General features: G+C 55.0%; 18 protein-coding genes. 8 read left to right on the top strand and 10 right to left on the bottom strand.

What is annotated here, in order from left to right:
- Positions 1–170: 170 nt before the first annotated feature.
- The 8 genes from trhP to A936_RS04660 all read right to left on the bottom strand — a co-directional run bounded on the left by trhP (position 171) and on the right by A936_RS04660 (position 13,014).
- Positions 171–1,532: a prephenate-dependent tRNA uridine(34) hydroxylase TrhP gene (gene trhP / locus A936_RS04695; RefSeq protein WP_008455135.1), complete on the bottom strand. Its 1,362-nt coding sequence runs from the start codon at positions 1,530–1,532 to the stop codon at positions 171–173.
- 129 nt (positions 1,533–1,661) lie between these two features.
- Positions 1,662–1,919, bottom strand: a complete 258-nt coding sequence (locus A936_RS04690) for a hypothetical protein (RefSeq protein WP_008455133.1) — start codon at positions 1,917–1,919, stop codon at positions 1,662–1,664.
- A gap of 113 nt (positions 1,920–2,032) precedes the next feature.
- Positions 2,033–2,755 (bottom strand): envelope stress response regulator BaeR, encoded by a 723-nt coding sequence (gene baeR / locus A936_RS04685; RefSeq protein WP_008455132.1) that lies wholly within the window; start codon positions 2,753–2,755, stop codon positions 2,033–2,035.
- Positions 2,752–4,146, bottom strand: a complete 1,395-nt coding sequence (gene baeS, locus A936_RS04680) for an envelope stress sensor histidine kinase BaeS (RefSeq protein WP_008455130.1) — start codon at positions 4,144–4,146, stop codon at positions 2,752–2,754. Before baeS ends, baeR begins: the two co-directional genes overlap by 4 nt.
- On the bottom strand, positions 4,143–5,558 hold the full coding sequence (locus tag A936_RS04675) for an MFS transporter (protein WP_008455128.1): 1,416 nt from the start codon (positions 5,556–5,558) through the stop codon (positions 4,143–4,145). The genes baeS and A936_RS04675 overlap by 4 nt, the downstream gene beginning before the upstream one ends.
- Positions 5,555–8,638: a multidrug efflux RND transporter permease subunit MdtC gene (mdtC, locus tag A936_RS04670; RefSeq protein WP_008455125.1), complete on the bottom strand. Its 3,084-nt coding sequence runs from the start codon at positions 8,636–8,638 to the stop codon at positions 5,555–5,557. The genes A936_RS04675 and mdtC overlap by 4 nt, the downstream gene beginning before the upstream one ends.
- Positions 8,639–11,761: an MdtB/MuxB family multidrug efflux RND transporter permease subunit gene (locus tag A936_RS04665; protein WP_008455124.1), complete on the bottom strand. Its 3,123-nt coding sequence runs from the start codon at positions 11,759–11,761 to the stop codon at positions 8,639–8,641.
- The gene (locus A936_RS04660) at positions 11,761–13,014 is read right to left on the bottom strand and encodes an MdtA/MuxA family multidrug efflux RND transporter periplasmic adaptor subunit (protein WP_008455121.1); all 1,254 of its coding nucleotides are present in this window, start codon (positions 13,012–13,014) and stop codon (positions 11,761–11,763) included. The genes A936_RS04665 and A936_RS04660 overlap by 1 nt, the downstream gene beginning before the upstream one ends.
- Positions 13,015–13,284: 270 nt before the next feature.
- Between A936_RS04660 and A936_RS04655 the strand changes: the two genes are divergently transcribed.
- Together A936_RS04655 and A936_RS04650 are read left to right on the top strand one after the other, a co-directional pair.
- Complete coding sequence (locus A936_RS04655; RefSeq protein WP_008455119.1) at positions 13,285–13,644, top strand: type II toxin-antitoxin system RelE/ParE family toxin; 360 nt, start codon at positions 13,285–13,287, stop codon at positions 13,642–13,644.
- A complete protein-coding gene (locus A936_RS04650; RefSeq protein ID WP_008455117.1) occupies positions 13,628–13,924 on the top strand; it encodes a helix-turn-helix domain-containing protein in 297 nt (98 codons plus the stop codon). Before A936_RS04655 ends, A936_RS04650 begins: the two co-directional genes overlap by 17 nt.
- 45 nt (positions 13,925–13,969) lie before the next feature.
- Here A936_RS04650 and yegD read toward each other — a convergent pair whose 3' ends face one another.
- Positions 13,970–15,322, bottom strand: coding sequence for a molecular chaperone (yegD, locus tag A936_RS04645; RefSeq protein WP_008455114.1), 1,353 nt, complete (start codon positions 15,320–15,322; stop codon positions 13,970–13,972).
- Positions 15,323–15,483: 161 nt separating this feature from the next.
- Here yegD and alkA point away from each other — a divergent pair, with 161 nt between their 5' ends.
- From alkA to A936_RS04625, 4 genes are all read left to right on the top strand, one after another.
- On the top strand, positions 15,484–16,326 hold the full coding sequence (gene alkA, locus A936_RS04640) for a DNA-3-methyladenine glycosylase 2 (protein WP_008455113.1): 843 nt from the start codon (positions 15,484–15,486) through the stop codon (positions 16,324–16,326).
- Positions 16,327–16,482: 156 nt separating this feature from the next.
- On the top strand, positions 16,483–17,427 hold the full coding sequence (locus tag A936_RS04635) for an NAD-dependent epimerase/dehydratase family protein (RefSeq protein ID WP_034807778.1): 945 nt from the start codon (positions 16,483–16,485) through the stop codon (positions 17,425–17,427).
- Positions 17,427–18,455 carry an MraY family glycosyltransferase gene (locus A936_RS04630; RefSeq protein WP_008455109.1) on the top strand — a complete coding sequence of 343 codons (1,029 nt, stop codon included), beginning with the start codon at positions 17,427–17,429 and terminating at the stop codon, positions 18,453–18,455. The genes A936_RS04635 and A936_RS04630 overlap by 1 nt, the downstream gene beginning before the upstream one ends.
- Before the next feature lie 121 nt (positions 18,456–18,576).
- Positions 18,577–20,475 (top strand): nucleoside-diphosphate sugar epimerase/dehydratase, encoded by a 1,899-nt coding sequence (locus A936_RS04625; protein ID WP_008455107.1) that lies wholly within the window; start codon positions 18,577–18,579, stop codon positions 20,473–20,475.
- Between the two features lie 123 nt (positions 20,476–20,598).
- Here the strand turns inward: A936_RS04625 and A936_RS04620 are convergent, their stop codons facing one another.
- Positions 20,599–23,931, bottom strand: coding sequence for a diguanylate cyclase (locus A936_RS04620; RefSeq protein ID WP_008455105.1), 3,333 nt, complete (start codon positions 23,929–23,931; stop codon positions 20,599–20,601).
- Positions 23,932–24,286: 355 nt separating this feature from the next.
- Between A936_RS04620 and udk the strand changes: the two genes are divergently transcribed.
- Positions 24,287–24,928 carry a uridine kinase gene (gene udk, locus A936_RS04615; RefSeq protein ID WP_008455103.1) on the top strand — a complete coding sequence of 214 codons (642 nt, stop codon included), beginning with the start codon at positions 24,287–24,289 and terminating at the stop codon, positions 24,926–24,928.
- 123 nt (positions 24,929–25,051) lie between these two features.
- Positions 25,052–25,633 carry a dCTP deaminase gene (gene dcd / locus A936_RS04610; RefSeq protein ID WP_008455101.1) on the top strand — a complete coding sequence of 194 codons (582 nt, stop codon included), beginning with the start codon at positions 25,052–25,054 and terminating at the stop codon, positions 25,631–25,633.
- The last annotated feature ends 5 nt before the right edge of the window (positions 25,634–25,638 follow it).

Genomic DNA, 25,638 nt, shown 5'->3' with positions numbered 1-25,638 from the left:
AAAAAAGAAAGCCTGCGCAAGGGAGATTGCGCAGGCCAAGGAGGTGGTTCCTGGTACAGCTAGCATTTATGGGTTATGTTTTTCAGCTTGCGGATAATAACGTTATCTTGTGTAACCGTATGTGATCGGTTTCTAAGAATGCTCTTAGCGCGAAAAATAACCCTAATTCACTAGTTTGCGTGCGGTTTACGGGTTGTCTGACCAGAGAGATTGCGCATCAGTAGAGCATAATCCAGCGCTATCTCCTGAGGTACAGGCATCCATACGGTATGACCGTCGCCCGGAGCCACGTCTATCGGCTGGGATTTGCCATTTTCCAGCGTTTCCAGCGTAAAGGTGATATTCCCCTGCGGGGTCATCATTTCCAGACTGTCGCCCAGCAGGAATTTGTTTTTCACCGCTACGGCCGCCAGATCACCCCGGCGTTCGCCGGTAAACTCGCCCACAAACTGCTGGCTCTCGGAAATGGAGTGCCCGTACTCGTAATTCTGATGGCTGTCGTGGGTATGTCGGCGCAGGAATCCTTCGGTATAGCCACGGTGGGCCAGGCCTTCCAGCGTTTGCAGCAGCGTAGGGTCGAACGGCTTGCCCGCTGCGGCGTCGTCAATGGCGCGACGATACACCTGCGCGGTACGTGCGCAGTAGTAGTAGGACTTAGTACGGCCTTCGATTTTCAGCGAGTGCACGCCCATTTTTGTCAGGCGCTCCACGTGCTCAATGGCGCGCAGATCTTTCGAGTTCATGATGTAGGTGCCGTGCTCGTCTTCGAAAGCGGTCATGTATTCGCCTGGACGTTTGGCTTCTTCCACCATAAACACTTTGTCCGTTGGGGCGCCGACGCCAAGCGTAGGCTCAACGTTTTGCACCGGAATTGGCTCGTGCACGTGGACGATATTGCCGATGTCGTCTTCTTTGCCTTCCTGAACCTTATATTCCCAGCGGCAGGCGTTGGTGCAGGTTCCCTGGTTAGGATCTCGCTTGTTGATATAGCCGGAGAGCAGGCAGCGGCCTGAATACGCCATGCACAGTGCGCCGTGGACGAAGATCTCCAGCTCCATTTCTGGAACCTGTTCGCGAATTTCGGCGATTTCTTCCAGCGACAGCTCGCGGGAAAGAATCACGCGCGTCAGCCCCATTTGCTTCCAGAACTTCACTGTCGCCCAGTTAACGGCGTTAGCCTGCACGGAGAGGTGAACGTCCATTTCCGGGAACGCCTCGCGCACCATCATGATTAGCCCTGGATCGGACATGATCAGCGCATCCGGGCCCATGTCGATAACCGGCTTAAGGTCGCGAATAAAGGTTTTGAGCTTGGCGTTATGCGGGGCAATGTTCACCACCACGTAGAATTTTTTACCCAGCGCGTGGGCTTCGTTGATCCCTAGCTGGAGGTTTTCGTGGTTGAATTCGTTATTGCGCACGCGCAGCGAATAGCGCGGCTGGCCAGCGTAGACGGCGTCTGCACCGTAGGCGAAAGCGTAACGCATGTTTTTCAGCGTTCCCGCCGGGGAGAGGAGTTCCGGTTTAAACATGAAGTTCTCGTTCTGATATCAGGTCAGAACCGCTCCATCTGGTGAAGCGGCTAAAGTCGAGTGGATTACCACAATTTAAGGGCGGGAATTGTAGCGCCGTGAGGCTGGAGAGTAAACCGTCTTGCGGATTCAGGCGATGAGCGGGATACCGACAAAAAGGAGCGACGCGAAGGCAATATTCTCCGTGTACTCTTTCAGTGCTTCGGTATTTTCTTTGAAATGCGCGATGAACTTGTCGAGCGCGGCGGCTTCATCCGTCGCCAGTATCTCGAAGCCAATTTTTTTAAATCCATCAGCGGCCAACTCTTTTTTCTCTTCCACACCAAGAGATGCCTTCGGGTAGATATTGAAAGCAATATCCCGGCTATAGAAAACATACTTTTCCACGACAACCTCCTTGCAGGGAAGACGCCGGTCAATGTTGACCGGCCTGTGTTCTATCTTAGAGTTTTTTGGGTTCTCTGAGCAGTCTACTAAAAGTAGTCGTCCCGGATATGAGTTTAAATTACTCGCCCGGCGTCCGCCTCCCAGCGATAACCCACCCCGTAAACGGCGCGAATAAACGACTGATCGGTATCCAGCGCTTCAAGCTTGCGGCGCAGGTTTTTTATGTGACTGTCGATGGTGCGGTCGGTGACCACGCGGTAGTCGTCATACAGATGGTTCAGCAGCATTTCGCGGGAGAACACCTTCCCCGGCTCGTGGGACAGGGTTTTTAGCAGGCGGAACTCGGCGGGGGTGAGATCCAGCAGTTTACCGCGCCAGATAGCCTGGAAACGGCCTTCATCAATCACCAGCGGACTTTCTTCCGACCCGGCGGAAATGGCAAGCTGACGCTTGCAGCGGCGGAGAATTGTTTTCACGCGTGCGACGACTTCGCGCGGGCTGTAAGGCTTGCAAATATAGTCGTCAGCGCCAATTTCCAGCCCCAGCAGACGGTCAATTTCTTCTATTTTGGCGGTCACCATGACGATGGGGACTTCGGAGAAACGTCTAATCTCTTTGCACAGCGTCAGGCCGTCTGTGCCGGGCAGCATCAAATCCAGCAGAATGAGATCCGGCGGCGTGTGGCGAACATACGGCAGCACCTGGTCGCCGTGGTTCAGCAGAGTAGGGGCATAGCTTGCCGCGCGGAGGTAGTCGATGAGCAACTGTCCAAGCTTAGGTTCATCTTCTACGATCAAAATACGGGGCGTACTGTCGTCAATCGGTAGCTCGGTCATAGTGTCCTCGACGTTTCTGTTTCCAGAGGAAGTTCAACGGTAATACTAACGCCGCCAAAGCGTGAATGGGAGGCGGTTAGCGTTCCGCCATGGGCGGTCACAATATTCTGGCAGATAGACAGGCCCAGCCCTGAACCGCCGCTGGCGCGGTTGCGGGAACCTTCCGCGCGGTAGAAACGGTCAAACAGCTGGCCTAGCTGCTCGTCCGAGACGCCGGGTTCGCTGTCGTCAAAGCTCATCACAAACTGCTGATTCACAATTTTACCGCCGATCACCAGTTGCCCACCGCTGTCGGTGTAGCGGAGGCTGTTTTCCAACAGGTTATTGAACAGCTGCATCAGGCGGTCTCCGTCACCGAAAATAGTCGCGGTTTCCGGTAGCGCAAGGCGTATTGTCAGCCCGCGTGACTCAAAACGGGATCGAAATGCCCCGGCAACCACTTCCAGCAGCGCAATGATATCCAGCGATTTTTTCTGGTAGGCCAGCGCGCCTTCATCGGACATGGAAAGCTGGTGCAGGTCGTCAACGAGCTTGGTCAGGGTGGCGACTTCCATCTGCAGTGACGTGACGGACTCCGGCGTAAACTGACGCACGCCGTCCTGAATTGCCTCTAGCTCACCGCGCAAAACGGCAAGCGGGGTGCGCAGCTCGTGAGAAATATCCGCCATGTAAGCCCGGCGCATTTTATGGTTTTTTTCCAGGGTGCTGGCAAGCTGGTTAAAGTCCTGTGCCAGCCGCCCCAGCTCATCCTGGCTGCCGACCGCAACCCGGGTGGAAAAATCTCCGGCGGCCAGCTTGTGCGTACCTTCAACCAGGCGTTTCACCGGGGCCAGAAGGCCACGGGCAAGCAGGAAGGTGGCCGCTGCCGCCAGCAAACTGGACAGGGCGACGATGATCCAACTTGTGCGCCGCTGCTGGCGATCGAAGTTAATGTCGGTATTGCGGGTCAAACGCTCAATGGGGGAGGCTATCACCCAGCCAACGTCCTGACCATTGACGTTAATCGGTTTGCGCATCCCGTCTGGAGGGAGCTTCTCTCGAGGGCCAACCAGAACCTGATAGTTTTGATCGACCACCCAAAACTTAGTGCGCCAGCCCTGCGGCGGCATGCCGTGAGCTTCATCCCCTTCGCGCTCAAACGAACGTAAAATCTGAAACACAAACCTGTCGTTGTGCCGCAGGAAGCGCCAGTTGCCGTGCAGCGCATACTGTTCGCCCAGGGCATCACTCAGCATCTCAATGCGCTGAGTATTACCGCGTTTGATGTAGTCGATAAAGCCACGCTCAAAGCTTAACCTCACGCCCCAGTGCATGATGGCCAGCACCAGCAGGCAGGTGGAGAATATGGCGAGGAATAATTTCCCGGTGATCCCGGAGCGGTAAAGTTTCATGTTTCGCTCCTTTTACGGCGGCTGATGACCGTGTTTTCTGAACGGTCATTTGGGACGCGGGCAAACAGCAATGCCGGAAGGGCGATGACCAGCGCCATGCAGAAATAGGTGTACATAAAGATGCTGTGAGCCTGTTCCCCACCCACCGGAAGCTGCTGGTGGCCAAACATGCCCAGCAGCAGGCCCGCGACGGTCACGCCGATACTCATGGAAAGCTGCATGACCATTGAGAGCATGCTGTTGCCGCCGCTGGCGAGGTCATCCGGCAGATCTTTTAGCGTCAGCGTATTCATGGAAGAGAAGCGCATGGAGTTGACCATGCCCTGTACAAACAGGACGACCGGCAGCAGCCAGAACCAGCCCATCAGGGCCGTACCCATAAACATCAGCGTGATCAACGCCAGGCCGAGCGTGGCGACGACCAGCACGTTGCGGTAGCCGAAGCGGTTGACGACCTGCACAACGATACGTTTCATGCCCATGCTGCCAAGCACCATTGGGACCATCATCAGCCCGGCATGGAATGGCGAGAAACCCATCCCAATCTGCAGAAACACCGGCGTCATAAACGGCAACATGCCGCTGCCGATGCGCCCGCACAGGCTGCCCAGCAGGCCAAGCGAAAAGGGTTTCGTGTTGAACAGATTGAGATTGAACAGCGCGTTTTCGTTGTCGCGGGCATGCCACAGGTAAAGCAGAATGGCGATAACCCCGCCAAGGATCAGCAACCCGAGCGTTTCACTGGAAATGCCCAGGCCTTTTTGTCCGTCCAGGGCAATGGTCAGCGCCGCCATCCCAAACGCCAGTAGCAGGAAGCCGGAAATATCAAAGCGTCGGGTTTGCATGGTGTAGTTGGGCATCAGCCACAGGGTAGCGATGGCCCCGACAATGCCGACAGGAATGTTTATCAGGAAAATCCAGTGCCAGGAGGCGTACTCCACCAGCACGCCGCCCAGCGCAGGGCCGAGCAGGGGGCCTACCTGGCCTGGGATCGTCACGAAGGTCATCGCCGCCATATATTGCGCCCGCGGAACGATTTTCATCACCGTGAGGCGCCCCACCGGTACCATCATGGCCCCGCCAATGCCCTGCACGACGCGGGCGAGAACAAGCTCGTTGAGCGTTGAGGCATTGGAACAAAACAGGGACCCGAGGGTAAAAAGAATTATCGCCGTGAAGAAGATATTGCGAACGCCCACTCTGTCCGCCAGCCAGCCGCTTGCCGGAAGCATGACCGCAACCGTTAACACGTAGGCCACCACCACCGAGTGCATATGCAGCGGGCTTACGCCCAGACTATGCGCCATCGAGGGAAGCGCGGTGTTCACAATCGTGGTGTCCAGCGCCTGCATAAAGAAGCCAAAAGCGACAATCCATAACTGCCAGCGAACGGCGGTGGGCAAATCAGTCATACGGACAGAGCCTTACTTTCACGGGGTTTGCGGCTAAAGCGCAATCTCAGTCGGTCAAAGAACAGGTAAACCACCGGCGTGGTGTAAAGCGTCAACAGCTGGCTCATCACCAGCCCGCCTACGATGGTGATCCCCAGCGGCTGGCGAAGTTCTGCGCCATCCCCGCTGGTTAGCACCAGCGGTAGCGCGCCAAACAGCGCGGCCAGCGTGGTCATCATAATAGGGCGGAAGCGCAGCAGGCAGGCCTGGAAAATCGCCTCTTCCGGCGTTAAATCGCCCTTACGCTGCGCCTCTATTGCGAAGTCCACCATCATAATGGCGTTCTTTTTCACGATACCTATCAGCAGCATGATACCGATTAGCGCAATCAGGCTGAAGGGGGCGCCGAAAAGTTCCAGCGCCAGCAGCGCCCCGACGCCCGCAGAAGGCAGCGTCGAGAGGATGGTCAGCGGGTGAACGTAGCTTTCGTACAATATACCCAGCACGATATACACTGTGGCAATGGCTGCCAGAATCAGAATCACCTGCGAGTTCATCGTCTGCTGGAACACCTGTGCCGTCCCGGCGTAGCTGCCGCGCACGGTAGTCGGTACGCCCAGCGAGGTCATGGTTCTGTCGATGGCGTCGCTGGCTTCAGAAAGCGATACCCCGTCAGGCAGGTTGAACGAGATGGTTGATGCGGCGGACAACCCCTGATGGTTAACCGACAGCGGGGCATTCGCTGGCTGCCATTTGGCAAAGTAGGAGAGGGGGATCGACTTCCCTTCGCTGTTAATCACAAACATCTGGTTGAGCGAGCTGATGTCCTGGGTGTAGCGCGGGTCGACCTCCATGACCACCTTATACTGGTTCAACGGCTGGTAGATGGTGGAAATCTGGCGCTGACCAAAGGCGTTGTTGAGCAAATTGTTGGCATCCGAGACGCTGATCCCCAGACGTGACATGGTTTCACGGTCGTAAATCAGGTCCATCTCCGAGCCGTTATCCTGCTGGTCGGAGTTAACGTCAGCCAGTTCCGGCAGCGCCGCCAGCGCTTTACGGATTTTCGGCTCCCACTCTCGCAGGGCGCTTAACTCATCGGAAAGCAGCGTGTACTGGTAGCTGGCGTTCGCCTGACGGCCACCAACGCGAATATCCTGCACCGCCATTAAATAGAGGTTGGCGCCGGGCTCTTTTGCAAGCTTGCCGCGCAGTCGGTCAATCACCTGCTGGGCGGTTTCCTGGCGTTCGCTCAATGGCTTAAGTGAGATAAACATCATGCCGCTGTTAACCCGAGAGCCGCCGGTAAAGCCGGTGACGTTATCCACCGCCGGATCTTCACGAATGATCTTCATAAAGTCCTGCAGCTTACCGCGCATGGCCTGGAAAGAGATGCTCTGATCGGCCTGAATATTGCCCATCAGCCTGCCGGTGTCCTGCTCCGGGAAGAAGGTTTTTGGGATCGCAATGTAGAGCCAGACGCTCAGGGCTATCGTCCCCAGCAGCACCATGCCCACCAGCCGCGTATGGTTTAGCACCCATTTCAACGACCGGGCGTAACCGCCCTGCATGGCAATCAGCAGGCGACCAAATCCACGGTTTTTGTTTCTCTTTTCCGGCGGACGGTTCTTCAGGAGCCAGCCACACATCATCGGCGTGAGGGTGAGCGACACCACCAGCGAAATCCCGATAGCGACCGAAAGTGTGACCGCAAACTCGCGGAATAGGCGCCCCGGCAGACCGCCCATCAACAGCAGCGGCAGGAAGACCGCCACCAGCGACAGACTCATGGACAACACGGTAAAGCCCACTTCCCGCACGCCCTGGAGCGCCGCTTGCATGGGCTTCACTCCCGCTTCCAAATGACGGGAAATGTTTTCCAGTACCACGATGGCGTCATCGACCACAAAACCTGTGGCGATGGTCAGCGCCATCAGCGACAGGTTATTGAGGCTGAAGCCGCACAGATACATGGCGGCAAAAGTCCCGATCAGCGACACCGGCACGGCCACCGCCGGAATAAAGGTCGCGCGCCCTGAGCGAAGAAACAGAAACACCACCAGAATCACCAGCGACACGGAGATCACCAGCGATTGTTCTACCTCGGCCAGCGAGGCGCGAATGGTTGGCGACCGGTCCTGGGCTACCTGCAGGTCGATGGAAGCCGGAATGGTTTCTCGTAGTTCGGGTATTTTGGCGCGGATGCGGTCCACGGTTTCGATGATGTTCGCTTCCTGCGACTTGCGAATCATCAGCAAAATGGCTGGTTTGGCGTTGGTCATCCCGGCGTTACGCACGTCCTGTACGCTGTCGGTGACGTTGGCGACATCCTGAAGGCGTACGGCCGAACCGTTATTGTAATGCACGATAAGCGGCATATAGTTTGCCGCTTTTTTTAGCTCGTCGTTGGTCTGAATTTGCCAGCGGCTTGTACTGTCCTCTACCGAACCAAGGGGACGGCGAACGTTGGCATTGCTTATTGCAGTCCGGACGGCATCCAGCGACACGCCCTGGTTAAACAGCGCCTGTGGGTTGAGGTCCACGCGCACCGCGGGCAGAGAGCTTCCGCCGACGTCCACGTCGCCCACGCCGTCGATTTGTGAGACGGTTTGCGCGAGCTGCGTGGAGGCAAAATCATACAGCTCACCCTGCGATAGTGTGTCCGAAGTGAGCGTCAGGATCATGATCGGCGCATCGGACGGGTTGGCCTTGCGGTAAGTTGGCCGCCCCGGCATCCCGCTTGGCAGCAGGCTTTGGGCAGCGTTAATCGCCGCCTGCACGTCCCGCGCGGCACCGTTGATGTCACGGTCGAAATTAAATTCCAGAATGATGCGGGTGCTGCCCAGCGAACTGGACGAGGTCATTTCGTTGACCCCGGCAATGCGGCTCAGGGAACGCTCTAGCGGCGTGGCCACGGACGACGCCATGGTTTCCGGCGACGCGCCCGGCAGCGAGGCGCTGACCATGATCACCGGAAAATCGACCTGCGGCAGCGGGGCAACCGGCAGCAGGCGGAAGCCCAGCACGCCGCACAGCGTAATGGCGACGGTCAATAAAATCGTCGCCACCGGGCGGTAAATGAAGAGGGCAAAAAACTTCACTTACGCCTCCTCATGCTGTCGGCCGAAACGACGGCGCGTGTAGTGCGACAGGCGGTCGAACAGCAGGTAAATCACCGGCGTGGTAAACAGCGTCAGCACCTGGCTGAGCAGCAGGCCACCCACCATGCCAATACCCAGCGGGCGGCGAAGTTCTGCGCCAACGCCGGTTGAAAGCATCAGCGGGAGTGCACCCAGCAGCGCGGCGAGCGTGGTCATCAGAATCGGACGGAAACGCAGCAGACAGGCCTGGTAAATCGCTTCGTACGGGGCCATGCCCTGTTCACGCTCGGCGGCCAGCGCAAAGTCGATCATCATGATCGCATTCTTCTTCACGATACCAATGAGCAGAATGATGCCGATAATAGCGATAACGTCCAGTTCGGCCCCCGCCAGCATCAATGCAAGCAGCGCGCCAACGCCCGCCGTGGGCAGCGTCGACAGGATAGTGATCGGATGGATAAAGCTTTCATACAGCACGCCAAGCACGATGTACATCGCCACGACCGAAGCAATAATCAGCCAGATGGTGCTGCCCAGCGCGGCCTGGAAGGCGAGGGTGCTGCCCTGGAACTGCGTCGTGATATCGGACGGCATCGCCAGCTCTTTTTCCGCCGAGGTGATGGCGTTCACCGCGTCGCCCAGCGATTGCCCTTCCGGCACGTTAAAGGAGAACGTGGTGGACGGGAACTGGTCCAGGTGATTGATCGACAGCGGGGCAAAGCGCTGCTCCACCTTCGCAATCGCGCTTAATGGAATGCTTCCGCCGGTGCTGCTGGTGAGGCGAATGTTGTCGAGCGCGCTCAGCCCTGGCGTGGTGCTAGTGTCATGTTCGAGTACCACGCGATACTGGTTGGCCTGGGTGTAAATGGTTGAAATAAGGCGCTGGCCGAAGGCGTTATACAGGGCGCTGGTCACCGATGACATGTTGATGCCGAGGCGGCTGGCGCTGTCGCGGTCAACGTTGACGTAGGCCATCAGCCCCCGATCCTGCCAGTCACTGCTGATATCCGCGAGCTGAGGCAGCGTTTTAAGCTTGTCTTCCAGCTGCGGCACCCAGGTGCTCAGTTCGTCCAGCGAGGTCGCCTGCAGGGTGAACTGGTACTGGGTGCGGCTCACCGTGGTGTCGATAGTCAGATCCTGGATCGGCTGCAGATAAAGCTGCACGCCCGGGACACTGGCGACATTCTGCTGCAATCTGTCAATCACCGTCGGGATGCGGTCATCACGGTCGCTGAGCGGCTTAAGGTTAATTTGCAGGCGGGCGCTGTTTAACGAAGGGTTGGTGCCGTCTACGCCGACAAACGAAGTCAGGCTTTCCACCGCCGGATCTTTCAGTATCACGTCTGCGACCTGCTGCTGACGCTGGGCCATGCTGGCGAAGGAGACCGACTGCGGAGCCTGCAGCGTGCCCTGGATAATGCCGTTATCCTGAATCGGGAAGAAGCCTTTGGGGATAAAGATCCACAGCACAATGGTCAACGCCAGCGTGCCAAAAGCAACGCTCAGCGTCAGCCACGGATGATTCAGCACTTTGCTAAGCAGGCGGCCATAGGCGGCAATGATGTTATCAAACATCTTCTCGCTGGCGCGGGAGAAACGGTTCTGCTTACGCAATGATTCGTGGCTCAGCATTCTGGCGCACATCATCGGGGTAAGCGTCAGCGAAACCACGGCGGAGATTAAAATAGAAATTGCCAGCGTCACGGCAAACTCGCGGAACAGACGGCCCACGATATCACCCATAAACAGCAGGGGGATGAGCACCGCAATCAGCGAGAAGGTCAGGGAAATAATGGTAAAGCCGATTTCCCCGGCACCTTTTAGCGCGGCGGCTAGCGGCTTCTCGCCTTTTTCGATGTAGCGAGAAATGTTCTCTATCACCACGATGGCATCGTCCACCACGAACCCGGTGGCGATGGTCAGCGCCATCAGCGTCAGGTTATTGATGGAGAAATCAAGGAATACCATCACCGCAAATGTGCCGACCAGCGACAGCGGCACGGCGACGGCAGGAATGATGGTGGCCGGCACGTTGCGCAGGAACAGGTAAATGATCATCACCACCAGCGCAATGGCCAGCATCAGCTCGTGCTGGGTGTCAGTCACGGAGGCGCGAATGTTGGTGGTACGGTCACTGAGCAGTTTTACTTCAACCGACTTCGGCAGGCTTTGGGTCAGCGTCGGCAGCATCTGGCGGATGCTGTCTGCCGTCTCAATGATGTTGGCCCCAGGCTGGCGCTGGACGTTCATCACTATGGCCTGCTGCTTGTTTGCCCAGGCGCCGAGCCAGCTGTTCTCTGCCCCTTGCTCAACGGTGGCAATATCCCCGAGGCGGATTGGCGCGCCGTTCTGATAAGCGATGATTAAATCCCGGTATTCCTGGGCCGACTTCATCTGGTCGTTGGCGGAGAGCGTGACGGCGCGCTCCGGGCCGTCAAGGCTGCCTTTGGCGGAGTTGACGTTGGCATTGGTGATGGCGGTGCGAATGGTTTCGCTGGTCAGGCCGAGTGCGGCAATCGCCGGCGCGTTCAGCTTAACTCGCACGGCAGGGCGTTGGCCGCCCGCCAGCGTAACCAGACCTACGCCAGAAACCTGGGAGATTTTCTGGGCTACGCGGGTTTCCACCATATCTTCCACCTGCGTCATCGGCAGGGCGGTTGAGGTCACGGCAAGCGTCATGATAGGCGGATCCGCCGGGTTGACCTTGCTGTAAACCGGCGGGTTTGGCAGGTCAGTGGGCAGGAGGTTTGTCGCGGCGTTGATGGCCGCCTGCACTTCCTGCTCGGCAACGTCAAGCGCCAGCGTCAGCTGGAACTGAAGGGTGATAACCGACGCCCCTCCGGCGCTTTGCGATGACATCTGCTTCAGGCCGGACATCTGCCCAAACTGGCGTTCGAGTGGGGCAGTGATCGCCGAAGTAATGACGTCCGGGCTGGCGCCGGGATAGAGCGTGACCACCTGAATGGTAGGGTAGTCCACCTCCGGTAGCGCTGATACCGGGAGAAAGCGATAGCCAATAATCCCCGCCAGCAGGATAGCCACCATCAATAGCGTGGTGGCAACTGGACGAAGAATAAACAGGCGGGAAGGGCCGCCAGTGGAGCCTGGAGGTAACACCTGCATCAGGAGCGTGCTCCGTTGTGTTTGTGGCCGGATTTTGCCTGGGCGGCAGGTTTGGCGTTATCGTCGGCCGCGCTGTGCGGTTCGACAACCTCAACCTGCGCGCCTTCCGTCAGGCGGTCAATACCGTCGGTCACTACGCGATCGCCTGCGGAAACGCCGGCGCTAATCACGACTTTCTGACTGTCCTGAATTCCCGGCGTAACCAGGTGTTTACTGACTTTGTTATCGCCGTTCAGTACCCAGACGAAGTGGCCTTCATTGCCCATTTGCAACGCACCGGCTGGGATCACCACGGCATTTTGCTGGGTGTCCACCAGCATACGGGCGTTCACAAACTGATTTGGGAACAGAGCGTCATCCAGATTATCAAAGCGCGCTTTCAGCTTGATGGTGCCGGTGGTGGTATCGATTTGGTTATCAAGGCTCAGCAGTTTACCGCTGCTGAGTTTTGCGCTGTTGGTGCGGTCCCAGGCTTCAACGCTCAGCGTTTCGCCGGCTTTCTGCGCTTTAATCACCGTGGCGATGTCGTTTTCCGGCAGGGTGAACACCAGGTCAATCGGGTGCGTTTGCGTCAACACGACAATACCGTTGGTGTCGCTGGTGGAGATCTGGTTGCCAATATCGACCTGCTTCAGGCCAACCCGGCCGTCGATAGGGGCGGTGACGCGACTCCAGTTAAGCTGCAACTGAGCGCTGGCAACGCTGGCTTCATCGGCCTTAACCGTGCCGAGTGTGGATTCCACAAGCGACAGCTGAGTATCGAGGTCCTGGCGGGAGACTAAGTTGGTTTTTACCAGCTGTTGGTAGCGGGCGAGGTCGCGGCGAGCATTTGCCAGGGTGGCCTGATCCTTAGCCAACTGCCCCTGGGCCTGAGCCAGGGCGACTTTGAACTGGCTCGGGTCAATTTCTGCCAGCAAATCACCGGCTTTTACCTGCTGGCCTTCCTGGAAATGAATGGCCAGAAGTTGCCCGTCAACGCGGCTGCGCACCGTCACGGTATTGGCCGCGGTGATAGTGCCCAAGCCGGTTAAGTAATGCGGCACGGCTTCACTGGTTGCCGTTGCGGCCTGAACCGGGGCCAGCGCACCGCCGCGCATTCCGCGTCGGCCGCCCTGGGCGGTTGTCTGGCCTGATTTAGCCTGGGGCTGAGTCCCCGAAGATGTATTGTGGCTGCGCCAGAACCAGACGGCGGCAATCACCACCAGAATAAAGGCTGTAATCCACAACCAGCGAGAAGTCTGCGTGCCTTTCATAGATGACGTGTTCTCTTTCTGAAACGATTAGGCTTAATGTGACTAGTTTAGTAATCAATAGCCCCGTAATGATGGAGGAAATATGAAGTACTGTCAGATTAGCAACATATAGTAAGTAAGTGATGTTTTCGTGGCCAAATAAAACTGTTATTCCCAAAACGTTTTCCGAGGCGTCACGCAAGTTTCAGTCCCAGGAGTAGTCATATCACGAAGCGAGAAATAAGCTGTGGTTTATATTTCAAATATAATCTATAGTTTATGAGGTGAGTGATGATCTGGCGCGTGATATTTACCGACTCTTTCTACTTTTGGTATCAGGCCCAGCCCGTAGAGCTCCGCAAACGACTTGTGGCGGCCTTCGGCAATATTGAGTTCTGGGGGCCGGCTTTAAGCCGCCCGCAGGCGGACACGGTAAAGGGATCTCGCTATCCCAATATGAAGGCATTACGTTTGCTATGGCGCGGCAAGCCATATCGGATCTTTTTTGCTTTTGACCCGCATCGCAGAGCCGTTGTGCTGTGTGGTGGAGACCAATCAAACGATACGCGTTTTTATCAGGCGCAGATAAAAGTGGCCGATACGCAGTTTGCGCATCACCTGGCAGAACTGGAAAATGAAAACGTTAACTGAAGTGATGGCGGAGTTTTCGGCGGAAGAGCAGGCCGAGATCCTTGCAATGACCGAAGTCTTAATTCTGAAAACGGGATTGCAGCTGGTACGTGAGCAGCAGGGACTTTCTCAAAAACAAGTGGCGCAAAAAATGGGGGTTTCCCAGCCGGCAATCGCCGCGATTGAACAACGCGGTAACGATCTCAAAGTGCTCACGCTGAAGCGCTACGTTGAGGCGCTGGGCGGTAAACTTTCGCTGCATCTGGAGTTTCCAGAAAGCGACCGGCGTTTCCAGATATAAAAAACCGCAGGAGGCCTGCGGTTTGAGCTGTATGTTTGAATGTGGTTATCTGAAAACCACGTCTGACCAACGGGCAAGCCCCTGCGTCACCGAGCCAAAGTCATCCCCTCCGGCAATTGGAATATCAGGCAACTGCTGGGCGAGCGCATGGCGCAGCAGCGGAGAACGAGCGCTGCCGCCGGTCAGGTAAATAACCTCAGGTTTAGCCTGGCTGTTGTCCATCGCCAGCGTGACCTGTTCCATGATGCGCTGTAGCGGCTGGCTGATAGCGGTTTCCAGCGCTTGCTGGCTGATGTCGCAGCCTACGTCTTTGGCAATAAACGGCAGCAATGCTGAAACCTGCTGGCTGTTGGAGAGCGCAATCTTGCTCTCTTCTGCCGCCCTGACAAGGCGATAGCTCAGACGCTGACGCCAGACTTTCTGCAGATACGCCACCTTTTCCGGCTCGCGCGCGTCCCGCACCAGCTCATTGAGCGCGCGGCCGTTAGCCGCGCTGTAGAAGTCATTCTGAGCCGGGACATCGTTAATCGCGACGGCGTTCCACCAGGGTAATACCGGCAGCGCGATGCCTTTTTCCGTCTGGCCGCCCATGCCAAGCAGCGGAGCCAGCTGTTTAAATGCCAGCATAATATCCAGATCGTTACCGCCCACGCGGCAGCCGCTGTGGCCCAGAAGGCTTTGTTCACGGTCGCGGCGCTGGTGCCAGTCAGGCCCCATCAGCAGTACCGAGCAGTCGGTGGTGCCGCCGCCAATGTCGACCACCAGCACCTGCTTTTCTTCCTGCAGTGTGGCTTCAAAATCCAGCCCCGCAGCTACGGGTTCAAACTGAAACACCACGTCGCGGAAGCCAGCGCGGTGCGCGGCGCGTTCCAGAATCCCCTGAGCCTGCTGGTTAGCATCTTCCCCGCCAAGTCCCTGGAAGTTAATCGGCCTGCCAATCACGGCCTGGTCGATGGTCCCTTCCAGCTGGTTTTCCGCCTGTTTACGGATGTGCAGCATCATCGCGCAGACCAGATCTTCAAACAGCGCGACCTGCTGCGGTTTCAGGCCGGTGGCGCCGAGGAAGGACTTTGGCGATTTAACGAAGTAAACCTCTTCCGGATCTTCCATGTACTGGCCAAGAGAACTTAAGCCAAATTTTACGCTGCCGGGCAGCACATCAATGTCTTCTTCGCGGTTGTAGCTCACCGCACGGCGCAGCAGTGCCTGGGTCTCGCTTCCCGTAGCCGGAACTTCGTGGTGACGGAAGAGCCACTCGCTCACCGCTTCACGCGTCGGTGCACAGAGCATAGAAGGCAGCAGCGATGAGCCGTTCTCCATCTCCAGCAGCTGTGGTTTTCCGTCGCGCATAATGGCGACCGAGCAGTTCGCCGTCCCGTAGTCAAAACCGATTTTCATTTTCGTTGATTATCCCCATGCCAGTGAGAAGGGGGGCGACTTTAGCGGAATGCCGGTCCGTGGGCAACTGAATATGAAAGCAAGGCAGAAATCGGCATTTGGCGGTATGCTAAATAAGCTGTGTTGTCTGCCTAATACCCTCATTCTCTTCAGGATTATTTATGTACACCCTTAGCTATCAACCGCCCTATGACTGGTCCTGGATCCTTGGTTTTTTACGGGGACGTGCCGTGGAGGGCGTGGAAGTTGTTACCGCCAGTCGCTATCAGCGCAGCTTCGCGCTGGGAGAATATGCCGGGCTGGTGACGCTTGAACCAGACGAGAAAAATCTTTGCCTCAATGTGACGCTAAGCGACGGCCTGCAGCCTGTGGCAGGCGAAGTTTTACAACGCGTGAAGAACTTACTGGATTTGGACAAGGATCCGCAGCAGGTATTAAGCAGCCTGGGCACGTTGGCGGCAGCCCGGCCCGGCCTGCGTCTGCCGGGATGTATGGACCCGTTCGAACAGGCCATTCGGGCCATTCTTGGGCAACTGGTTAGCGTGGCGATGGCGGCAAAATTGACCGGCAAAGTGGCAAAGACCTTCGGAGGGAAGCTTGAAGGTCACGAGGGCTGGTATCTGTTTCCGGATGCCAGGACGCTGGCAAACTGCGATGTTCAACAGCTGAAATCTTTAGGCATGTCGCTTAAGCGTGCAGAGGCTATTGTGCATCTTGCCGGAGAGGTGGTGAAAGGGCAGTTTCCGCTGCAGCTACCCGATGATTTGGAGCAGGGAATAAAAATCCTGATAGCTTTGCCCGGTATCGGGCGCTGGACAGCCAACTATTTCGCCCTGCGCGGCTGGCAGGCCAGCGACGTTTTCCTGCCGGACGATTACCTGATTAAACAGCGCTTTCCTGATATGACGCCTGCACAAATCCGCCGCTACGCCGAGCGCTGGCAGCCCTGGCGCTCCTACGCGCTGTTACACATCTGGTATAGCGACGGCTGGACGCCAGACTGACTCACAGGATTATATGCTACGATATTTGAACTTGTAACCGACCTTTATTAGTAAGAAAATCCCGATATAAAAGTGGTGTCTGAATTTTATATTTAAATTAATATTACTGAATGAGTTTCATTTTTAATTCAGATGAACGGATTATAAGGGTCGAATGTGAGAGTTTTAGTTACAGGGGCCACGGGTTTCGTGGGGAGTCGCTTGGTTACAACGCTCAGGGAATTGGGGTATGAAGTCGTCGGCACAACTCGTCGTGGCTCGCAGAATACTGCTGGACTGGTTGATATCGGCGATATTTCGGCAACAACGGACTGGTCCCCGGTGCTTGAAGGGTGTGATGCCGTCGTGCATACCGCCGGTCGGGCTCATATCTTAAAAGACTCAGCTGCGGATAAACTCTCGGCGTTTCGGCAGGTTAACTGTGACGCAACCTTAAAGCTTGCTCACGACGCGTTGAATGCAGGGGTCAACCATTTTATTTTCATCAGTTCTATTGGTGTAAATGGCAATGCCACTACTCATACGCCATTTACCGAAAAATCAATACCTAAGCCTGTCTCAGATTATGCGATTTCTAAATTTGAAGCTGAGCAAAAGCTGAACGAAGCATTTTCTTCAGGCCCAATGGCGATTACGGTGATTCGCCCGGCGCTTATCTGTGGCGAAAATGCACCGGGCAATATTCGGCGTTTGTTAAAACTGGTTGCCAGTGGGCTGCCGCTTCCTTTCAAAGGAATAAAAAACAAGCGAAGCATGGTTTCTCTGGAAAACGTTGTCAGCTTTATTGCCACTTGCCTGAACGATCCTCGTTCAAAAAATCAGCTTTTTGTTCTCGCCGATAAAGATAAACCCGCCACGGAAGATATTGTTCGATCATTCGCGGGTGGAATGAACAAATCTCCTCGTGTCTTTTGGTTTCCAGCGGCTATATTGAAGGTTTTACTGATGCTAACAGGGAAGCAAAGCATTTATGAGCAGCTCTATGGCTCATTGGATATTGATGCCTCCTACGCCTCCGAGCTGTTGGGTTGGCAGCAACCCGTTACGCTTTCCGAAACGATGGAAAAAGCAGCAAAATATTATTCAAAGGACGCTCAGTAATGCAGGCATTAATTGTGGCCGTAGTCGTTTTTATTCTCTCATTTATTCTGACCTGGTGCCTACGAGCCTATGCGTTAAAAAACAACGTTATTGATATACCGAATCAACGTAGCTCTCACTCTATACCGACGCCTCGTGGTGGCGGTGTGGCCATTGTTATCAGTCTTATGGTTGGGTTGATTGCGCTGTCCCTCCTTCAGCTCATTTCATACTCGACGATGTTCTCGCTGATTGTTGCCGGCGGAATTACCGCGGTGGTCGGTTTTCTTGACGACCATGGGCACATTGCGGCTCGCTGGCGATTACTGATGCACTTCCTGGCCGCCGCAGCAGGGCTTTTCTTTCTTGGAAACTTTCCTGCGATCGAGCTTTTCGGCTACACCTTCTCTGCCGGATGGATTGGGATGGTTTTCGGATTAGTCTATCTGGTATGGATGCTGAATCTTTATAACTTTATGGATGGCATTAATGGGCTGGCGAGCATGGAGGCGATTGTTTTTTCCCTTTCATCTCTGCTGATTGTCTGGATTGCTGTGCCTGATGCTTTGGGGTCAGACGCATCGCTTAGCGTTTTGCTGCTGGGGGCTGCCGCGCTCGGTTTTATCTTCTGGAATTTCCCGAACGCAAAAATTTTCATGGGCGATGCCGGAAGTGGCTTTCTGGGAATAACCATCGGCTTACTGGCTCTTCATATTGGCCTGCTTGATAGCAAACTCTTCCTTGCCGAGATGTGTTTACTTGGCGTTTTTATCGTAGATGCTACCTTAACGTTACTGCGCCGTTTGCTGGCAGGCAAAAAGGTGTACGAAGCTCACGCAAGCCATGGCTACCAGATACTTGCAAGAAAATATGGTAGCCATAAGCCCGTTACTCTTGGTGCGCTGTGCGTCAATCTTATCTGGTTAACCCCTTTTGCCATGTTGATTGCAGCGGGTGCCATTACGGGAGTGGTAGGATTAGCGATAGCCTGGGCTCCGGTTGTGATTGTCGCGTGGCGCTGCGGAGCTGGCGTAAAGGATAAGGGCTAACAGCCATAAAGCAGGGTTACGGTCACCACTGATATATATTTAGTTGTATCAGCGAGTGCTCAGTAAAAATTTCACTTTATAACAACAGGTTGGTGGACAGGTGTCCTGTTCTATTGCAAATATGCTTACGTTTCTGCTTGCTTTACCAAGACCGGTAAAAAGAATTATTACGCTGGCAATTGATGTTGTGCTGCTGTTGTGTGCTTTCTGGTTCTCTTTCTGGGTGCGTATTGATGCCCTGACACCTCTGACAAGTGGGCCGCACTGGTTACTGATTTTGTCGATTATTCTGGTCACGCTAGGCTTCTTTGTCAGACTTGGCCTCTATCGTGCTGTTATTCGATATATTACGGCTAAAGTTTTGGTCTCGGTTGCGGTGGGTATGGTGGCGTCGTCCATCTTGCTTATCGTGACCGCATTTTATACAAATATCTATTTGCCTCGCACCATCCCATTTATCTATTTTTCCTTTGGTTTACTGTTGGTTACAGGCTCCAGGCTGGCGTTAAGAATGCTGGTCAACCATGGATTAAAACTGGGAACCAAGGTCATTATCTACGGTGCAGGTGCATCAGGCTGCCAGTTACTGCCTGCCTTAAGCCAGGCGTCTGAGTATTACCCGATTGCTTTTGTTGACGATAATCCTCGTCTACAAAAAACCGTTATGCATGGTGTGACGGTTTACTCGCCTGAAAAGCTCGCCTGGTTAGTCGAGAAGTACGAGGTCCAAAAAATCTTGTTGGCCATGCCAAGCTTGAGCCGCTCCCGTAAAAGCGAAGTGATGAAAAAGCTGGAAGGTCTCCCCTGTGAGGTGCTTTCTATTCCCGGGATGGTTGATCTGGTGGAAGGGAAAGCCAGCATTGCTACGCTGAAAAAAGTCTCTATTACCGACCTTTTAGGACGTGACCCCGTGGCGCCTGTACCTGAGTTAATTGCCCGGAATATCCAGGATAAGTCGGTCATGGTGACAGGGGCGGGTGGATCCATCGGCTCAGAACTTTGTCGCCAGATTATTCTGAACGGGCCGAAAGCGTTAGTTCTCTATGAGATCTCTGAGTTTTCGCTTTACGCTATCGAGCGCGAATTATCTGAGATGATCAAGAGCAAGGGATTGACGATCAAACTCTATCCTGTGCTGGGTAATGTGCAAAACCAGGCTCATCTGGAGCGGGTTATCGGGAGTTTCGGTATCGAAACTATCTACCACGCCGCGGCTTATAAACACGTACCTTTAGTTGAGTATAACGTTGCCGATGGCGTCAGAAATAACGTCTTTGGTACGCTGGCCTGTGCACAGGCAGCAATCCGCTGCGGTGTCCCGAAATTTGTATTGATCTCTACGGATAAAGCTGTTCGCCCGACCAACACGATGGGGGCAACAAAACGCATGGCGGAGCTTGTGCTGCAGGCATTGGCGGTACAGCAGTCAGGTACCTGTTTTAGCATGGTGAGATTTGGTAATGTGCTGGGATCTTCAGGTTCTGTTGTGCCACTCTTTGAGAAGCAGATAGCTAAAGGGGGGCCAATTACGTTGACACACCCGGACATTATTCGCTACTTCATGACGATTCCAGAGGCCGCGCAGCTGGTTATACAGGCTGGAGCGATGGGCAACGGCGGAGACGTTTTTGTCCTCGATATGGGCGATCCGGTAAAAATCATCGACCTGGCAGAGCGTATGGTTTCTTTAAGTGGCTTTACCTTACGTGATGATTCGAATCCGGAGGGTGATATTGAGATTAAAACCACCGGATTGAGACCAGGTGAGAAGCTCTTTGAGGAACTCCTCATTGGTGACAATGTGATGACGACGCAGCACCCACGAATCATGGCCGCCAGTGAAGTGAAGCTTTCATGGGAGGAGCTTAACGTTTATCTCACCGACATGAACGACGCCTGTGGACATTATGACATGGATACCATTCGTTCCATTTTGCTCAAGGCGCCTACAGGCTTTAATCCTAGCGATGATATTTGCGATATCGTATGGAAAAATGCTCCCTGCAATATGCCCAATTAAAGTCAGGATGAAGGTCACGAGTTGAACTCAGCGGTGACTAAGCCAGTTCTGGCTGGCAGACGCTAAATAAAAACCCCTGAATCGGTCAACCGGACAGGGGTTTTTTTATTGGGGTGGGGCCGGTCAGTTAATGCCAAAATAACTATTCGTCAGCAGCAGCTCCAGCGGCTGCGGCTGGGCGATGGTTTCCCCATAGATTAAATCAATGCCAATGCCCGACAGCGTATCCATTACCAGAGGCATATCCGCCGGACCGGCGATAGTTTGCAGCGCCATGCGTTGGGCGTGACCATGCACAATCGTCACCATCATTTCGTCCATCAGATTACAGTGCACGTTGAGGATCAGGTCCGGGTCTAACATCACGTAGTCGAACAGATGATGGCTCAGGGTATTAAACAGTTCCAGATCGCGCCCAACGTGGCTCAGCACTATGCGGCAACCGGCTTTGCGCAGCCGTTTCAGGCTGGCATAAGCGCGCTGTGGTTCGGCGAGCAAGTCGCTGCTTTGAATCGTCAGGTGCAGCAGACGGGCCGGCATTGTGCGGGAGGAAAGCTGTTCCAGCAGCTCATTGACGAAGGTATCGCTGACCAGGCCCGCACCGGAAACGGGCAGCGCGACGCCAAAACCTTTCCTTGCGACCTGAGCGGCATACTTGTCAAAAAATTCGCTAAATACGCGGCGATCCAGCGCATGGTGAAGTGCCGGGTCGGCGAGGCCTGAGCGGAATGCGGGTTCGTTGATAACGTCCCCTTCGTTGCCCCAGAAGCGCAGGGTCAGGAGATAGAAACAGGTCGATTCCGGGATGCGCGGCGGCGCAATCGCCATCGCTATCATCAGCATGGGATTGTCTTTGATCACCTGCCACTGCTCGTCGAGGGGCATGGTGTCTCGCCCTTGCTCCATGTAGTGGCGATGCGGTTCATAAACCGTGACCTGGCCGCGGCCGTTGTTCTTCGAGGCGTAGCAGGCGATATCGGCCTGGGAGAGCACTTCAGACGCGATAGCATTATCGCCGTCAATGTGCGTGATCCCGGCGCTGGCGCCGATGCGGTGCAGACGGCCATCCCACATAAAGTGGTAGTCGTTGATACTGCGAATGATGCGCTCAGAAATATAACGTGCGTTTTCAGTGGAACAATCTGGCAGCAGCAAACCAAATTCGTCGCCGCCGAGGCGAGCAAGGAAATCCCCCGTGCGCAGCATACTCAGCATCATCGCCGCCAGCTCCCGCAGCAAAGCATCACCTGCGGCATGGCCCGCGGAGTCGTTTACGGCTTTAAAACGGTCGAGGTCAATGAACACCAGGGCATGGCGCTGGCGGTGTTCAACCGCACCCTGCAGTAAGCGCTTCAGGTGATTCTCAAAGCTTACCCGGTTGGCCAGGTGCGTCAGGCTATCGTGCGAGGCGCTGTAGCTCAGCTGTTTGAGCATTTTCCGGGACTCAGTCACATCCTGGATAACCAGCACGGAGCCAATGCTTTGGCCGTCCAGCGTAGTCAGCGGCGTAATGGTGTAGTGGATGTCGTAGCTACCGCCGTTGCGGCAATGCAGCACGACATCCTGCTCTATAGCGCTCCGGGAAAAATCGCCGCTGTGTATGTTTTCCATCACCGGGCCATTATCACCGAAGGTGATGCGCAGAATCGCCAGAATGTGCTGGCCGATGGCCGCCTCCTGCGCCCAGCCGCTGAGCTTCTCGGCAATCGGGTTCATAAAGGAGACATTCATGTCGACGTCGGTGCAAATTACCGCTTCGCCGATCGAGTCCAGCGTGATGTGCAGCCGCTCTTTTTCCTGGTACAGCGCTTCGTTGAGCTGCTTAACTTCGGTCATGTCCATATTGATGCCCAGCAGCCGTTCCACGTCGCCGTTCTTATTCAGCACGCGGTTAGCCAGGGAGCGGATATGGCGGATACCGTCTTTGACATGGATACGAAATTCAAGCTTAAACGGCAGGCGGTTTTTTAACGACTCGCGAATAACGGTTTCCGAGTGGGCGAGATCTTCTTTCACCAGCCTGTTCAGCCAGAGCTGGTAGGTGGGTTTGGTATGCGGCGGCACGTCGTAAAGCTCAAACATCCGCTTATCCCAGCTGATGACATCGTTGGTCAGATCCCACTCCCAGATGCCGATGCCGCCGGCTTCATTGGCAAGCGTAATCCGCTCCATCAGCCGCTTGTTGATCCACTCGGTATGCTTCAGGTCGTTGATGTCTTCAATCTGGGCGATGTAGTAGAGCGGCGTGCCGTCGGTATGACGCACAACGGACGCCGTGAGCATGGCCCACACGACATTGCCCGCGCTGGTGTAATAGCGCTTTTCCATTGAATAGCTATTGATGTGCCCGGCCTCGAGCTTGCTCAGGTGCTGAAGATCGAGATTCAAATCTTCGGGCCAGGTAATTTGCTGGAAGGTGAGATCGCTCAGCTCTTCGCTGGAATAGCCGAGGAACTTACATAATGACTTATTGACCTGCAGCCATTTGCCCTCGGTAGAGACCAGCGCCATGCCAATAGCCGAGTATTCCATGGCGTTACGAAAGCGCGTTTCGCTTTCGGTGATGTGTTTACGCTCTGTGCGGGAGGAGTACATCACCATTGTGATGACGTTTGCCGGCAGCAGAATCAGCAGAAACGGCAGCCACGGCGCATATTCCAGCACGCGCGGGTGGGGCGTTAACATCGGGAGCTTGCCGATGGCTATCATCGCCGAGACCATCATCAGCGTGGCAAGGAAAATAATAAAGGCTTCCAGACGCGGCAGCCGAATGGCGCTCCACATCAGAATGACGATGATAAAAGTGAACGGCCAGGGCAGATAAATTAATGAAAAATAGCTGAGTGCCAGCGTGACGGCGAAGGTTGCCACGGTTTCGAACAGCAGGGCCGCTTTGCGGTGACGAAGCAAATAATAAGGTTTAAACAGCAGCCCTGCCGGCATCAGCGCCAGCGCCCCGATGGATTCAGACAGCACCCATATAAAGAAGGTTTTCAGCGACGAGGAGTCAACCGGTATCGGCAATAGCGTCACCAGCAGGCCGCCGACCAGCGGAGGGATTACCGCACTGCACACGGCAAGTCGTGACCAGTTATTGAGGTTTTGTAAGGGGTTTTTCCGCGGCAAAAAGCGGCGTAACAAAAGCGCGCCCAGCAGCGCCTCAAACAGATTTATTGCGGTTAACGAAATATTCAGACCGCTAAATGAAAAAACGACGGCGCTGGCTGCCATGCTGCCCAGTGCACAGACGGCGGCAATGAACGGCCATTGACGGAGAGGAGAACGGAAAAATGCCGCCATCATCACCGAGGTGGTAAACCAGATAGGCACCAGATCGGTGCCTTTTAACGTCAGCTCAAGGGAATAGAGGGTGAAAACAAAGCTGAGTAACCCCAAGCCAGCCAGCAGTATCAGTGAATGGACGGCGGCTTCTGTTTGTCTGTTTTTTCTAATCATTACCGCAAATCCGCTTGGACACTGCCGCCAGGAGTCATGCCCGGATGCATATAAATAAAGAATCGGTTTATGCTAGTACAAACAATTTACAATTCCTATGCTCGGTTGTCAGAATTTACCTACAGAGTGTCAGAAATTGCGTAGTCAAATCACGTAATTAAATAATTCCACTTTACCCGTTGCCTGGCGATGGTGCGCTGTCATGCCTTTGTCACTTTGTTGGCCCTTTGCCGCGTAATTTCACGATTGCAGGGGGTAAGAGGCTGGTATCAAAAGGCGGTTGTCCCTATAATTGCGGCGTTTGACGCCTCCGCGTCGTCCTTCCAACACTTTTCGTATTCAGGCCGTAAATAATATGACCGATCAGTCTCATCAATGCGTCATCATCGGGATAGCCGGCGCATCGGCTTCAGGGAAAAGCCTCATTGCCAGCACGTTGTATCGTGAACTGCGCGAGCAAGTCGGCGATGAACACATTGGTGTCATTCCAGAAGACAGTTACTACAAAGATCAAAGCCATCTGTCGATGGAAGAGCGTGTTAAAACCAACTACGATCACCCCAGCGCAATGGACCACAACCTGCTTTTCCAGCATTTGCAGACGCTGAAGTCCGGCAAAGCTATCGAACTGCCGGTTTATAGCTACGTGGAGCACACCCGCACCGACCAGACCGTGCATTTGGTCCCGAAGAAGGTGATCATTCTGGAAGGCATCCTGCTGCTGACCGATGCGCGCCTGCGCCAGGAAATGAACTTCTCTATTTTTGTTGATACACCGCTGGATATCTGCCTGATGCGCCGTATGAAGCGCGACGTTAACGAGCGCGGCCGTTCAATGGATTCCGTGATGGCGCAGTATCAAAAAACGGTACGCCCAATGTTCCTGCAATTTATTGAGCCTTCCAAACAATACGCCGATATTATCGTGCCGCGCGGGGGCAAGAACCGCATCGCAATCGATATTCTGAAAGCCAAAATCAGTCAGTTCTTTGAATAAAGACCTTTGCGGGCGCGCGTAAGCCGCTCGCTTTTACGTTGAATCCCTCATCCATTGCCAATTGGCTATCGTCGACGCTCTGTGGCAGTGTGTGTAAACTGAGATTGATAAGGAGAATCTGCGATGCGCCTTTGCGATCGTGATATCGAAGCCTGGCTGGATGATGGCCGTTTAGCGATTACCCCCCGTCCTCCGGTTGAACGCATTAACGGTGCCACCGTGGATGTGCGCCTCGGCAATAAATTCCGCACGTTTAGCGGGCATACCGCACCTTTTATCGATCTCAGCGGCCCAAAAGATGAAGTCACCGAAGCGTTAGAGCGCGTGATGAGTGATGAGATTGTGCTGGAAGAAGGTGAAGCTTTCTTTCTACATCCCGGTGAACTGGCGCTGGCGGTAACGCTGGAATCTGTCACGCTGCCGGACGACCTTGTGGGCTGGCTGGATGGGCGTTCCTCGTTAGCGCGCCTGGGCCTGATGGTACACGTCACCGCCCACCGCATCGATCCGGGCTGGCATGGCTGTATCGTGCTTGAGTTCTACAATTCAGGGAAGCTGCCGCTGGCGCTGCGTCCGGGCATGATGATTGGCGCGCTAAGCTTTGAACCCCTCTCCGGGCCAGCCGCTCGCCCTTATAATCGCCGTCAGGATGCCAAATACCGCGACCAGCAGGGTGCGGTAGCAAGCCGTATCGATAAAGACTGAATTGC

Source organism: Enterobacter sp. Ag1, assembly GCA_000277545.1.
Classification (GTDB): domain Bacteria; phylum Pseudomonadota; class Gammaproteobacteria; order Enterobacterales; family Enterobacteriaceae; genus Cedecea.
The sequence above is the reverse complement of the archived record's forward strand: the minus strand, read 5'-3'. Positions and strand labels throughout refer to the sequence as shown.

Excerpts from the sequence above, each read along its gene's own strand:
- alkA (WP_008455113.1), top strand. The coding sequence starts at position 15,484 with ATGTACACCCTTAGCTATCAACCGCCCTATGACTGGTCCTGGATCCTT.
- A936_RS04675 (WP_008455128.1), bottom strand. The coding sequence starts at position 5,558 with ATGACTGATTTGCCCACCGCCGTTCGCTGGCAGTTATGGATTGTCGCT.
- dcd (WP_008455101.1), top strand. The coding sequence starts at position 25,052 with ATGCGCCTTTGCGATCGTGATATCGAAGCCTGGCTGGATGATGGCCGT.
- udk (WP_008455103.1), top strand. The coding sequence starts at position 24,287 with ATGACCGATCAGTCTCATCAATGCGTCATCATCGGGATAGCCGGCGCA.
- A936_RS04660 (WP_008455121.1), bottom strand. The coding sequence starts at position 13,014 with ATGAAAGGCACGCAGACTTCTCGCTGGTTGTGGATTACAGCCTTTATT.
- baeR (WP_008455132.1), bottom strand. The coding sequence starts at position 2,755 with ATGACCGAGCTACCGATTGACGACAGTACGCCCCGTATTTTGATCGTA.
- yegD (WP_008455114.1), bottom strand. The coding sequence starts at position 15,322 with ATGAAAATCGGTTTTGACTACGGGACGGCGAACTGCTCGGTCGCCATT.
- A936_RS04630 (WP_008455109.1), top strand. The coding sequence starts at position 17,427 with ATGCAGGCATTAATTGTGGCCGTAGTCGTTTTTATTCTCTCATTTATT.
- A936_RS04650 (WP_008455117.1), top strand. The coding sequence starts at position 13,628 with ATGAAAACGTTAACTGAAGTGATGGCGGAGTTTTCGGCGGAAGAGCAG.
- A936_RS04620 (WP_008455105.1), bottom strand. The coding sequence starts at position 23,931 with ATGATTAGAAAAAACAGACAAACAGAAGCCGCCGTCCATTCACTGATA.
- A936_RS04625 (WP_008455107.1), top strand. The coding sequence starts at position 18,577 with ATGCTTACGTTTCTGCTTGCTTTACCAAGACCGGTAAAAAGAATTATT.
- baeS (WP_008455130.1), bottom strand. The coding sequence starts at position 4,146 with ATGAAACTTTACCGCTCCGGGATCACCGGGAAATTATTCCTCGCCATA.
- A936_RS04655 (WP_008455119.1), top strand. The coding sequence starts at position 13,285 with ATGATCTGGCGCGTGATATTTACCGACTCTTTCTACTTTTGGTATCAG.
- A936_RS04665 (WP_008455124.1), bottom strand. The coding sequence starts at position 11,761 with ATGCAGGTGTTACCTCCAGGCTCCACTGGCGGCCCTTCCCGCCTGTTT.
- trhP (WP_008455135.1), bottom strand. The coding sequence starts at position 1,532 with ATGTTTAAACCGGAACTCCTCTCCCCGGCGGGAACGCTGAAAAACATG.